Annotated in this window: 13 protein-coding genes; 4 read left to right on the top strand and 9 right to left on the bottom strand. The window is 72.3% G+C overall.

The genetic code is table 11. The features are described 5' to 3' along the window. The first annotated feature begins 184 nt into the window (after window positions 1-184). Window positions 185-1,831 carry an ABC-F family ATP-binding cassette domain-containing protein gene (locus QMG73_RS10385; RefSeq protein WP_281894041.1) on the top strand — a complete coding sequence of 549 codons (1,647 nt, stop codon included), beginning with the start codon at window positions 185-187 and terminating at the stop codon, window positions 1,829-1,831. On the opposite strand, the gene QMG73_RS10380 is transcribed toward QMG73_RS10385, so the two are convergent. After that, a complete protein-coding gene (locus QMG73_RS10380; RefSeq protein WP_281894040.1) occupies window positions 1,778-2,584 on the bottom strand; it encodes an alpha/beta fold hydrolase in 807 nt (268 codons plus the stop codon). The two genes, QMG73_RS10385 and QMG73_RS10380, sit on opposite strands and share 54 nt — an antisense overlap. Window positions 2,585-2,634: 50 nt before the next feature. Further along, the gene (locus tag QMG73_RS10375; protein WP_281894039.1) at window positions 2,635-3,246 is read right to left on the bottom strand and encodes a TetR/AcrR family transcriptional regulator; all 612 of its coding nucleotides are present in this window, start codon (window positions 3,244-3,246) and stop codon (window positions 2,635-2,637) included. Between the two features lie 91 nt (window positions 3,247-3,337). On the opposite strand from QMG73_RS10375, the gene QMG73_RS10370 reads away from it, so the two are divergent. Then, window positions 3,338-4,750, top strand: a complete 1,413-nt coding sequence (locus QMG73_RS10370; protein ID WP_281894038.1) for an MDR family MFS transporter — start codon at window positions 3,338-3,340, stop codon at window positions 4,748-4,750. Window positions 4,751-5,065: 315 nt separating this feature from the next. Continuing rightward, window positions 5,066-5,986, top strand: coding sequence for a phosphotransferase (locus QMG73_RS10365; protein WP_281894037.1), 921 nt, complete (start codon window positions 5,066-5,068; stop codon window positions 5,984-5,986). On the opposite strand, the gene QMG73_RS10360 is transcribed toward QMG73_RS10365, so the two are convergent. The 5 genes from QMG73_RS10360 to QMG73_RS10340 form a co-directional block, all read right to left on the bottom strand. Next, the gene (locus QMG73_RS10360) at window positions 5,951-6,226 is read right to left on the bottom strand and encodes an SCO4848 family membrane protein (RefSeq protein WP_281894036.1); all 276 of its coding nucleotides are present in this window, start codon (window positions 6,224-6,226) and stop codon (window positions 5,951-5,953) included. The genes QMG73_RS10365 and QMG73_RS10360 overlap by 36 nt on opposite strands. A gap of 5 nt (window positions 6,227-6,231) precedes the next feature. Further along, entirely contained in the window at window positions 6,232-6,777 is a 546-nt protein-coding gene (locus QMG73_RS10355; protein ID WP_281894034.1) for a hypothetical protein, read from the bottom strand. Window positions 6,778-6,849: 72 nt separating this feature from the next. After that, on the bottom strand, window positions 6,850-7,347 hold the full coding sequence (locus QMG73_RS10350) for a hypothetical protein (RefSeq protein ID WP_281894033.1): 498 nt from the start codon (window positions 7,345-7,347) through the stop codon (window positions 6,850-6,852). A gap of 82 nt (window positions 7,348-7,429) precedes the next feature. Further along, the gene (locus QMG73_RS10345; RefSeq protein WP_281894032.1) at window positions 7,430-8,311 is read right to left on the bottom strand and encodes an arginase family protein; all 882 of its coding nucleotides are present in this window, start codon (window positions 8,309-8,311) and stop codon (window positions 7,430-7,432) included. Further along, the gene (locus QMG73_RS10340; protein ID WP_281894031.1) at window positions 8,308-8,997 is read right to left on the bottom strand and encodes a GntR family transcriptional regulator; all 690 of its coding nucleotides are present in this window, start codon (window positions 8,995-8,997) and stop codon (window positions 8,308-8,310) included. The genes QMG73_RS10345 and QMG73_RS10340 overlap by 4 nt, the downstream gene beginning before the upstream one ends. 47 nt (window positions 8,998-9,044) lie before the next feature. Here QMG73_RS10340 and QMG73_RS10335 point away from each other — a divergent pair, with 47 nt between their 5' ends. Further along, window positions 9,045-10,316 (top strand): aspartate aminotransferase family protein, encoded by a 1,272-nt coding sequence (locus tag QMG73_RS10335; RefSeq protein WP_281894030.1) that lies wholly within the window; start codon window positions 9,045-9,047, stop codon window positions 10,314-10,316. Window positions 10,317-10,362: 46 nt separating this feature from the next. On the opposite strand, the gene QMG73_RS10330 is transcribed toward QMG73_RS10335, so the two are convergent. Both QMG73_RS10330 and QMG73_RS10325 read right to left on the bottom strand, forming a co-directional pair. Next, window positions 10,363-11,313, bottom strand: coding sequence for an N-acetylglucosamine kinase (locus tag QMG73_RS10330; RefSeq protein WP_281894029.1), 951 nt, complete (start codon window positions 11,311-11,313; stop codon window positions 10,363-10,365). Further along, window positions 11,303-12,202, bottom strand: coding sequence for an N-acetylmuramic acid 6-phosphate etherase (locus QMG73_RS10325; protein ID WP_281894028.1), 900 nt, complete (start codon window positions 12,200-12,202; stop codon window positions 11,303-11,305). The genes QMG73_RS10330 and QMG73_RS10325 overlap by 11 nt, the downstream gene beginning before the upstream one ends. Window position 12,203: the final 1 nt, after the last annotated feature.

Here is a 12,203-nt window from a genome sequence, read left to right as displayed (position 1 = left end):
CGACATCTATAAATGGGAGCGCTCCCAGACTTCCTTCTCGATCGTCCTTTGTCAAGAAAACGGTTGGCGCCCCCGAACGGTTCAGCGCTACGGTGGCGGGGATGTGATTCGTTGACGCCATCCGCGCCCGCGCCCGAGGCACTGCCCGGCGGGCGGAGACTCCTTTCTCCGATGGTGGTGTCGCATGCCCGCATCCGCTCTGCTCGCCCATGACCTCGTTCGCACTCTCGGCACCCGCCGGGTGCTCGACGGCGTCTCCCTCACCGCCGCGCCCGGCCATCGCATCGGCCTGATCGGCGAGAACGGCACCGGCAAGACCACGCTGCTCCGGCTGCTCGCCGGGGCCGACGAGCCCGACGCCGGCACGGTCGTGCGCCCGGCCAACATCGGCATCCTCCACCAGGAGGTGCCGTTCTCGCCGGACGCCACGGTGTCCGATGTGGTCGATGACGCGCTGCGCGAGGCGCGCGACGACCTTGCCGCGCTCGACCGGCTCACCGCCGCGCTCGCCGTCACCCCGACGGATGAACTGCTGGCCGAGTACGGCGAGCGGCTCGACCGTGCACAAGAGACGGACGCCTGGGACGCCGACCGGCGCGCCGGGATCGTCCTCGCCGGCCTTGACCTCGCCGGGATCGCGCTGGATCGTCCACTGGGGACGCTCTCAGGTGGACAGCGGGGCCGGCTCGCGCTCGCCGCGCTGCTGATCCGGCGCCCCAGCGCATTGCTGCTCGATGAGCCCACCAACCACCTCGACGACGGCGCGGCCGCGTTCCTGGAGGAGCAGCTGCGCGCGCTGCCCGGGGTGGTCGTGCTCGCCAGCCACGACCGGGCGTTTCTCGACGCCGTGTGCACCGACCTCATCGACCTCGACCCGGCCGTCGACGGGCCCACCCGCTACGGCGGCAACTACACCGCGTACCAGGAACAGAAGCGCGCCGAACGGGAGCGCTGGCAGCGACGGTACGAGGAGGAGCAGGACGAGCTCGCGGAGCTGCGCCGCGCGGTGGCGGTGACCGCCCACCGCGTCGCGCCGGGCCGGCCGCGGCGCGACAACGAGAAGATGGGGTACGACTACAAGGGCGGCCGGGTGCAGAGCCAGATCTCCCGGCGGGTCCGCAACGCGGCCCGGCGCCTGGAAGAGCTGGAGCAGAGCCAGGTGCGCAAGCCGCCGGAGCCGCTGCGCTTCCAGGCCGGCGCCGTCGCCAGCACGGCCGCCGCCGACGGGCTTCTGGTGTCGTTGCGCGAGATCCGGGTACCCGGGCGGCTCGCCCTCGACCACCTCGACGTGCCCGTCACCGACCGGCTGGTCGTGACCGGTCCCAACGGGTCCGGCAAGTCGACGCTGCTCGCGGTGCTGGCCGGCCGGCTGGCCGCCGCCGGTCGGGTGAACCGCCGGCGCGGGTTGAAGGTCGGCCTGCTGACGCAGGACACGACCTTCGAGCGTCCGGACCACACGGCCCGGCAGATCTACGAACGCGCCGTCGGGGTCGAGCGTGCCGATCTGGTACCGCTGGCGTCGCTCGGCCTCGTCGCTCCGCGTGACCTGGGACGGCCGGTCGGCGAGCTGTCGGTGGGCCAGCGGCGGCGACTGGCCCTGGCCATGCTGGTGGCGGACCCGCCGGAGCTGCTGCTGCTCGACGAGCCCACCAACCACCTCTCGCCGCGCCTGTGCGACGAACTGGAAGACGCTCTCGGCACCGGGCCGGGTGCGGTCGTGGTGGCCAGCCACGACCGCTGGTTGCGCGCCCGCTGGCCCGGGCGGCAGCTGCACCTGTCAGGCGGCCGGCTCGTCGAGGAACCCCAGCGAGATAATGGTGAACAGCGGTGAGTCGGCCAGGTTGTAGTGCGTCGTACCGGGCACGATCGCCAGCGCGTGACCGCCCTTGGGCCGGCCCTCGCCCATCCAGCCACCGTCGCGCAGGCCGCCGTCGAGCAGCTTGAACACCTCGACGTAGTGGCTCGGCGGCTGCATGTCGGCGTCGGCGGCCATGACCAGCGTCGGCACCTGGAGGCCACGCACCTCTTCGGTCAGGTCGAAGTCCTTCGCCATCAGGTCACCGAGCTTCTGCAGCAACTGCGGGAAGTCCTCGGGACGGGGCGCGACCCGCGCGTACAGCTCGTACATCGGGGTGTCCTTCATGAACTCGGCGGCCGCCGCGTTGACCTGGCTCTGCTGGACGAGCATGTCCGGGTAGGTCGCGTCGCGCCGGATGTTGGCCGAGGCGGAGACGAGCTTGCCGACCTTCTCCGGGTACTTGATCGCGGTACGCAGGGCCACGGCGCCGCCGAGCGAGTAGCCGATCAGGTCGGGCCGGTCCAGGCCCAGGTGGTCGATCAGCGCGGCGATGTCGTCGCACATCAGGTCGGGGTCGATCGGCCGGTCGATGTCGCCGGTGCGGCCGTGGCCCTGCAGGTCGGGGAGGATGACCTGGCGCTTCTCGGCCAGCGCGGTGATCGTCGCGCCGAACGCCTCGCCGGACATCAGCCCGCCGTGGATCAGGATCAGCGGCCGACCCTCGCCGTGCGTCTCGTAGTACATGTTGAGGCCGTTGACCTGGGCGTAGTTGCCGGTCGCGCTCATGGTGGTTGCTCCTCGCGTCTCGTCGTTGGGGTTACGCGGGTATGACGACGCTACCGAGGCGAACTCATCGGTGCCGGCCGCACCAACGGCAGAAAAATGTCGTCGACGATCTCCGCGATGGTCTCGTCGGGCACCGGTCGCAGCGTCATGAGCAGGTCGTGGCGGAGCAGGTCCATCGGCAGATTGGCGATGCGCGGTGTCAGGCGGGCGGGGTCGATCTCGCCCCGGTCGACGCCGCGCCGCAGCACCTCGTCGATGCCGAACGGCTGCTGCCGTCCGCTCAGCAGCTCGGCGCGCAGGTCGGCGGGCGTGCGGCCGGTCTCGGCGAAGTACTGCCCCATCTGGACACCGAAGAGCACACCCACGTCGGCGCGGTTGGTGGCGGCGCTGTGCAGCAGCTCCAGCAGGTCCTCCCGTACCGAGCCGGTGTCGGGTGTGACGACCGGTAGCTGGCTGCCGTGGTGGCGCACCGCCGCGATCGCCAGCTCGGCGCGGTCGGGCCAGCGGCGGTAGATCACCGGCCGGCTGGTGCCCGCCCGGGTGGCCACGGCGTCGATGGTGAACCGCCCGTACCCGACCTCCATGAGCTCGCTCCACGCGGCGGTGAGCAGGGCGTCTTCCAGCTCCTGCCCGCGCCGGCGGCTCGGTGTGTCGGGGCTCATAGGATGCACTCCTGTATCTTATTGACGGCGCGACCCGTGAGGCGTAGAGCTAGATGCAGGAGTGTATCTTACTGCTCGCAAGGAGGCCGCCATGACCACGCCCGCGGCACCAGCACCGGCCAGCCAGCGGCTCGACCCGGCGTTCGTCCGGCTCGCGCTGGTGCTCCTGACCGGCGTACTCGCCGTCGTCTTCGACACCACCATCGTCAACGTCGCCATCGACACCCTCGCCCGCGACCTGCGCGTCGGCGTCACCACCATCCAGTGGGTCACCACCGCCTACCTGCTCGCGCTCGGCATGGCCGTACCGGTCACCGGCTGGCTCGTCGACCGGTACGGCGGCAAGGTCGTGTGGATGTCCGCGCTCGGGCTCTTCCTCGCCGGCTCGATCGGGGCGAGCCTGGCCTGGGACGCGTCGAGCCTCATCGCCTGCCGGGTGCTGCAGGGCATCGGCGGCGGGCTCATGCTGCCGGTACTGACCACCCTGCTCGTGCAGGCCGCCGGTGGGCGCTCGCTCGGCAGCGTGACGGCGCTGATCACCTTTCCGGTACTGCTCGGGCCGATCTTCGGCCCGTTCCTGGGCGGCCTGATCGTGCAGCACCTGAGCTGGCGCTGGATCTTCTGGGTCAACGTGCCGTTCTGCGTCGCCGGGTTGATCCTCGCGTGGCGGCTGATGCCGCGGTTCCCCGGAACCGGCAAGGCGCGTCTCGACGCCGCCGGCCTCGCGCTCCTGTCGCCCGGCATCGCCGCCGTCGTGTACGGGCTCGCCCGGCTCGACACGGACGGCGGGTTCGGTCACCCGTCGGTGCTCGTGCCGCTGGCCGCCGGCCTGGTGCTGATCGCCGCGTTCACGATCCGGGCCCGGCGCGCCGGCGACCGCGCCCTCGTGGACGTGCGCCTGTTCCGGGTGCCCTCGTTCAGCGCCGCGACCGGGCTGCTCTTCCTGTCCGGCTTCGCCCTCTACGGCGCCATGCTGCTCGTGCCACTCTATTTCCAGCAGGTCCGCGGGCAGAGCCCGCTCACGGCCGGCATGCTCATCGCCGCGCAGGGTGTCGGTGTACTGGCCAGCCGCGGCATCGCCGGCAAGCTGACCGACCGCTTCGGCGCGCGGTGGATCGCGTTCACCGGTCTGGTGGTGGTGGCGCTGACGACGGTGCCGTTCGCGCTGGCCGGGGCTGGTACGGACGAGAAGTGGCTGGTCGCGGCCCTGGTAGCGCGCGGGATCGGGCTCGGCGCGGTGACGATCCCGGTGATGGCCAGCTCGTACGAGGGGCTGGAGCGGTCGGCGATCCCGCACGCCAGCATCATCACCCGGACGGCACAGCAGATCGGCGGCTCGTTCGGCACGGCGGTACTGGCCGTCATCCTGCAATGGTCCATCGTGGAGCACGCGGGCCACGGCACGGCAGGCCTGGCGGCGGCGTACGACGTGGCGTTCTGGTGGTCAATCCTCTTCACCGCGGCAGCCACCCTCCTAGCGTTAATCCTCCCCACCCGCTCCTAACCCCACCCGGCCCGCCGATCAAGGGCGAATGCACGTGGTTGGATCTCTTTTCCGCGTGCGTTCGTCCTTGATCCATGCGAATGACCTTGATCGACGCGGCCTGGGACCGCCCGCGTCCGGCATCCTGCGGACGATGGGCTTTGGGTACGGGGAGGGTGCGGCCGCGGGAGCAGCGGTATGGAGCACGGCGGGCGTCGCGGTAGCCCAATGTCTCTTTGAATAGATCTGGTGCGGGCCGTACGTTGGTTTGGTGGATCTTGGTGAGATGTTGGCCCACAATCCGCTCAATGGGGCGCGACCGGCGGCATCTGGCGAGTGGAGCGCGGCGGCCGGCCCGCGGTCCTGAAGGTCGCGACGCCGCCCGGCCGTCCCGGTGTGCCGGCGCACTGGGAGACCAGCACCGACCCGGCGCACTGGAACTACTGGCGGCGCGAGGCGCTGGCGTACGGCGACGGCCTCGCGGGAAGCGTGTACGCCGGCATCCGAGCGCCCTCCCTTGTGGACTATGAGGAGCACGGAGACGGGTCGGTCGCGCTGTGGCTGGAGTACGTCGACGGCCAGCCGGGCACTGCCGCGACGCCCGCGATGCTGGGTGATTTCGCGGAGCGCCTCGGTGCCGCGCACGCCGTCTGGCGTGGACGGTCCACATCGGAGCCGTGGCTGTCGCGGGACTGGCTGCGGGCGTACACCACCAGCCGGCCGGTCAGCGAGCCGATCCCGTGGGACCATCCCGTCGCGGTCGCCGCGTGGCCCGACGACCTGCGGGCCGGCCTGCGGGAGCTGTGGGCGCGTCGGCACGAGGTGCTGCGCGCCACCGACGCGCTGCCCCACACCCTGTGCCACCACGACGTGTGGCCCATGAACCTGGTCTTCGACGGCAGCGGGCCGGTGCTGCTCGACTGGAGCTTCGTGGGCCCCGGCCCGATGGGTGAGGACGCGGCGAACCTCGTGCTCGACACGTTCTTCGACGGCCTGGTCGACGTGGCGTTGCTCGACGACGTGGCCGAGGTCGTCACGTCCGCGTACGCACGCGGCGACGCGGCGGTGCACCGCGCGATCCGCCTCACCGGCGCGGCCAAGTATTTCTGGCTCGCGCCGATGATGCTGAACCGGGTCGCGGCAGGGCCGGCACCGATCAGCCAGAGCTACGACGCCCGCGAGGCGGCCGCCATGTTCGCCGGGCGGCGCCGGCCGCTGGAGCTACTCCTCTCCTGGTTCCGGGAGGCGCTCGCGTAGCCGGCGGGCCGCCAGCCAGGCGCGGACGCCGAGTACGCCGACGGTGGTGCCGATGGCCAGTGACGCCGCGATGAGCAGCGCGTGTACCCACAGGAAGCTCGTCGGCGTGCCATCGGCCACCCGTCCGGTGGACCACGAGCGGCCGTCCTTCCAGATCGCGAGCGCGAACCGTGGCCAGATCACCCACGTCCACACGCCGACGCCGACCAGGAAGGCGGCCCAGCCGCGCGAGATCCTCATGCCGCCTACTTGATGTTCTTCAGCTGGTACCCGGCCTTCGGGCACTCGATCTTCAGGATGGCCTCACCCGACGCGGTGAGCTGCTCCATAGTGTCGAACTCGGCGAACGTCGTGAACGTCGTGGCCTTCGCGGCCGCCTCGGAAAGGCTGTTCAGCGCGGTCTTCAGCGCGGGGTCGGCCACCTTGCTCGCGGTGTCCGCGAAGGTGGCGGCGGTACTGGTGAAGACCGGCTGGAGCGCGTCGAGCGCCTTCCGGACGCCGGCCTTGTCACCCCGTCGCTCCGCCTCGTACCCGGCTCGCACGTCGGCCTGCGCGCTCTCGCCGAGCGGGTACCCGAGGTCCGTCATCTCGCACGCCTGCGCGACCGTGTACCCGCCTTCGGGGTTCTCGCCGCCCTCGAACTCTCCGCCCGGGTACGTGGCGGGGCCGCTGGGGGCGACGGTCGCGGTCGTGCTCGGGGAGGCCGTCGGTGTCGCCGCCGTGTCGTCCGTCCCGCCGCAGGCGCTGACCGAGAACAGGGTGACAACGGCGAGAACGAGGGTGCGTCGCATGTGACTCTTTCCGGGTGGCGATGCCCGTTGGGCAGCGCCCCGAGGGGCGGGGCGCCACCCGACTGTAGATCTTCAGGACCGCCGTGCCGCGAGGCGGGTGCGGGGCTTGAACACTGACAGTACGAACGCGATCACCAGGAGGGTCGGTGCGACGACCACCGGGTACAGCAGGTCGGTGGGCACCTCGCTCACGCCGCCGGCCACCAGGTCGCGACCGATCCGTGCCGCCTCGTCGACGCCGGGCCGCAGCGACGCCGCGATCAGGAACGACATCAGCAGGTTGGCCGCCAGCTTGACGGCGACCCACCAGTACCGCACGAGGCCGTACTTGCTGCCGATTCCCAGTACGACGCCGGTCGCGAGGGTGGCGACGCTCGCGACGAACATCGGCCAGATCGCGAACATCCGCACCGCCTGCAGAGCCGTGCCGGCGGTCTGCGGGTCGTCGGTGAGGATCGCGGTCAGCACGAGTACACCGAGCGCGATGTCGACGCCGAACCACAGCGCCGCGGAGACGATGTGCCCCAGCAGAAACCATTTGCGGGCGCGCCCGCCAAGCCGGATTGCCATGCCGTCCATGCTTCGGCGTGACCGCCCGCCGGACGTCCGTCACGGCACTCATCTCGGCGTACGCCCGGCAGCGTACGGGCGGCTACGGCAGTACGTCCCGGAGCAGGGCCACGATGCGAGCGGCGAGCGCTCCGGTGGGATCCAGGTCGGGCCGGAAGTCGGCGACGCTGGCGCCGAGCAGGCGCGGGGAACGCGCCAGCGGCCTGAGAAGCGCGGTCAGGTCGTCCCAGTCGGGGCCACCGGGCTGCGGGTACGTGACCGCGGGCTGGGCCTTGGGGTCGAGCACATCCAGGTCGACGTGAAGCCATGCCGGGTGCGCCGCGAGCCACTTCGCGGCGCGCTCGCCGGCGCCGGCCGGGTCGCGTCGCACGGCGTCCGCGTCGAGCGATCTCAGGGCGGCGGGCACACGGGCCAGCTCCGCGGCCGAGTCGGGGTCGAGATCCCGGGTGCGGTGTCCGATCAGGACGGCCAGCTCCGCCGGTACCGCTGGCGCCGCGCCCGCCAACGCGACGAGCGGAGCGGGGCCGTCGCCCGTCAGCGCGGCCAGGTCGAGGTCGGCTGTTTCGCCGGTACTGGAAGCCAGCGCGTCGATGTAGTCTGGGTGACCGTCCACAAACCACAGTCCAACGCGATCCGACCGGTGACGCAGCGCCGGCACGATCCCGAGCAGGATGCTGCAGTCACCGCCCACCACCAGTGGTCGCCGCCCGGGGTGGTCGCGCAGCCCCGCAGCGAGAGCCTCGCCGAGCGCCTCGGCGGCCCGTACCGTCTCCGGCAGCGCCAGAATCCCGGTATCCGGGTCGCGGCGCCGGCTGTCGATGACCGCGGCGGCGTCGCCGAGGTCGTGGGCGACCAGGGTGGACAGTCCAGCGCGACGTAGCGCCGCCGGTGCCGCCTGCTCGCCCCGGCCGGTGCCGGAGCAGTCCCACGGCGCACCCAGCAGAAACCATCCCGACTGATTCATCGTGGCCCCGTCGTCAAGGTGGCGTCGAGGATCGCGGGTGTGGCGGCCAGCTTGTCGAGCAGGTCGGCCCGGAAGCGACGGATCGCGTTCTCCATCGCCCGTGCCGCCCCGGCGGGGTCACCCAGGCGCAGCGCGCCGACGATCGTGAGGTGCTCGTGGTGTACCCGCAGGCCGCCCGCCGCGATGCCGGTGTGCAGGCCCACCACGAGGGCGCGTTCGCTCTCGTCGAGCAGTCGCTCCACAAGGGACGCCAGCCGCCGGTTGCCGGCCGCCTCCGCGATCGTCACGTGTACCTGGCGGTTGGCGGCCAGGAACCGGTCGACCGCGTCCGGATCGTCGACGTCGACCGGTGCGGCGATCGTGTCGACCAGGCGCTCCAGTGCGGCGGTGTCGACGTGACCGGTGGCCGCCGCCGCGCCACCGGGCTCCACGAGCAGGCGCAGGTCGTACACCTCACGCACGTCACGAAGCGTGAGCGGCGCGACGACGTGGCCGCGCCGGGGTTCCGCGTGCACGAGCCCCTCACCGCGCAGGCGGGCCAGCGCCGCGCGTACCGCCGCCTTGCTGAGCCCGAAGCGGTCGGTGAGCTGCTGTTCGGACATCGCGGCCGACGGCGGCAGTTCCGCGCGGATGATCGCGCGGCGCAGCCGCTCGGTGGCCGCGGTGGTCGCGGTCGGGGTGCTCACGAGCCCAGTCTATTGACAGGTCAAGGCAGCGGTGCTGACATGTCAGCATGGAACACCTCATCCGGTACGGCGGGGAGTTCTCCGCGGAGCTGATCGCGCGCGCCGAGGGTGCCTGGCTGACCACCGAAGGCGGCCGGCGCATCCTCGACTTCACGTCCGGGCAGATGTGCGCCACCCTCGGCCACGGCCACCCGGCGATCATCAAGGCGCTCACCGAGGCCAGCGGGCGAGTCGTGCACCTGTTCAGCGGCTTCCTCTCCCGCGACGTCACCGAGCTCGCCCGCGAACTGATGGCGACGCTCCCGCCGCCCCTCGCACGCGCGATGTTCCTGTCGACCGGGGGAGAGGCCAACGAGGCGGCGCTGCGCCTGGCCAAACTGCACACCGGCGGGCACGAGGTGCTGGCGTTCGCGGGCTCGTGGCACGGCATGACAGCGGGCGCCTCGTCGAGCACCTACAGCGCGGGGCGGCGCGGATACGGCCCCGGGATGCCGGGCGCGATGGTGCTGCCGACGCCCAACGCGTACCGCTGCCCGATCCGCCACTGCCGTGACCGCTGCGATTTCACCTGCCTCGACGTGGGCATGTCCCTGGCCGACGTGCAGTCCGTCGGGGCGCCCGCCGCGGTCATCGCTGAGCCGATCCTCAGCTCCGGCGGCATCGTGCCGCTGCCGCCCGGCTACCTGGCACGCCTCAAGGCGGCGTGCGAGGCCCGCGGCATGCTGCTGATCGTCGACGAGGCGCAGACCGCGCTGGGCCGGGTTGGCGCGATGTACGCGTTCGCGCAGCACGACGTCGTCCCCGACATCCTGACGCTGTCGAAGACCCTCGGCGGCGGGCTGCCGCTGTCGGCGACCGTCACCAGCGCGGCGATCGAGGAGGACGCGGTCGCCAAGGGCTTCCTGCACTTCACGTCGCACGTGTCCGACCCGTTGCCAGCGGCGGTCGGCCGGGCGGTGCTCCAGACCGTGCTCGGCGACGACCTGCCCGCGCGGGCGGCGGTGCTGGGGCAGCGGCTGCGTGACGGGCTCGTCGAGCTGCAGCGCCGTCACGAGGCGGTGGGAGACGTGCGCGGTCAGGGCCTGCTGCTGGGCGTGGACCTCGTTGCGGACCGGGAGACCCGTGAGCCCGCGCCGGAGTACTCGACCGCCGTGACCGAGCGCTGCCTGAGCCTGGGCCTGAACGTCAACATCGTGAAGTTCCCCGGTTTCGGCAGCGTCCTGCGCATCGCCCCGCCGTTGACCGTCACGGAAGACGAGATCGACCTAGCGCTGGAGATACTCGACCGCGCCCTGACGACCACCCCCGCCGCTCCGTGATCAGGGCGTCCCTCAAGTCGCTCTAACGACTTCAGGGACGCCCTGATCACGGGGAGGAGGGCGGGGGTGGGAATTCGGAGGCGTAGGCGGGTGGGGCCTCCGGGAGGCCACGCTGGGCGAGCAGTAGCGCACCGTCGGCCGCTTGGCCTTGGGGGGCGGTGAGGCGCGCCTCGGGTACTCGGCGCGTGAGCTCGGCGCGGAACGGGTCCAGGAGGAGCGGGCCGGCGTCGAAGAGGCGGCCGCCCCAGGAGAACTCCGGTGACATGTCACGTCCGGCGGCGTGGGCCGCCTCCGCCAGGTGCGCACCCGCACGCCGCCAGATGTCGCGTGCGACCGCGTCACCCTCGTGTGCCGCGGCGGCCACCTCGGGAGCGAACGCGCCCAACTCGTGCGCGGGCGACGCCGAGCCGTAGACGGCCCGCAGGGCGGCCTCGATGTCGCCGAAGCGCTCCGCCAGCCTGGCGTACAGCGCGGCGGAGCCGGAGTCGCGCCCGTCGTGGTGGCGCAGTGCCGCCCGCAGGCCCTCGGCACCGATCCACGCGCCGCTGCCGTCGTCGCCGAGCAGGTGACCCCAACCGTCGGCGCGGTGCCACGTTCCCTTGTGGTCGGTGCCGAGGACGATGACGCCGGTGCCGGCGGCCACCACGCAGCCGGCCCGGCCCTCCAGAGCACCGAGATGGGTGGTCAGCGCGTCGCTGGCCACGATGACGGTGCCGGTGCTGACATGCCGGTGCAGGTGGCCGGCCAGCTCGGCGGGGCTCTCCAGCAACCCTGGCATGCCGGTCAGGCCGACGGCCACCCGCGACGCCCGCACGGCCGGGTCCAGTGTGGACACCAGACCGGCGATGCGCGCGGCCAGCGTGGCCGCGTCGATCTTGCCAGCGGTGCGCGGGACCGGGCCACGGTCACGGGTCGCCGCCGGCGCCCCGGCCAGCACGGCCCGTACCCGGATGCCCGTGCCGCCCACGTCGACGCCGATGTGCGTGTCAGCGAGCATCGGCGGTACCCAGGGTCGCGAGGGCGGCCCGCACGCTGCCACCGTCGCGCAGCGCCTCGCGGCATTCTCGTGCGGGCCGGGCGGACAGCGCGCGCAGCACCGCGACCGGCACCTCGCCACTCGCCTCCGACAGCGCGGCCGCCGCTCCGGCGTCGTCGAGCCCGGTGGCCATCGCGACGATGGTCACCGCCCGTGCGTTCAGCTTCTCGTTGGTGGTGACGACGTTGACCATCAGGTTCGAGTACGTCCGTCCGGAGCGCACCATCAGCGCCGTGGAGAACGCGTTGAGCAGTACCTTGGTCGCCGTGCCCGCCTTGAGACGGGTGGAGCCGGTGACCGCCTCCGGGCCGGTGGCCGCCACGACGGTGACGTCGGCGGCGAGCGGTGAACCGCCCTCGCAGGTGAGCAGCACGCTCAGCGCGCCGGCCGAGCGCGCCCGGTCGAGCGCCCCGGCGACGTACTGGGTCGTGCCCGAGGCGGTGACACCGACCGCCACGTCGTCTGCGGTCAGCACGCTCGCGTCGTCGTACGCCAGACCGTAGGCGTCCTCATGGTCGATCGACGGGTCGACGAGTGCCTCCGCGCCGCCGGGGAAGTGCGCGGTGAACAGGCCGGGCGCCGCCCCGAAGGTGGGCGTCACCTCGGTTGCGTCGAGCACGGCGAGCCGGCCCGACGCGCCCGCGCCGAAGTAGTGGACGCGCCCACCCTTGGCGAGGCGGTCAAGCGCCCGGTCGACCGCCTCGGCGAGCCTCGGTGCCGCGCCACGCGCCGCCTGGATCGCCGACGCGTCCTCGGCGAGCAGCGCCGCCACGACCTCGGTACTCGGCCACAGGTCGATGTCGACGGTGCGCGGGTTGCGCTGTTCGGTCGAGCGGGTGAGGGGCGGCACG

Source organism: Phytohabitans aurantiacus (genome assembly GCF_027923225.1).
GTDB lineage: Bacteria > Actinomycetota > Actinomycetes > Mycobacteriales > Micromonosporaceae > Phytohabitans > Phytohabitans aurantiacus.
This window is presented reverse-complemented; position numbering and strand designations above follow the sequence as displayed.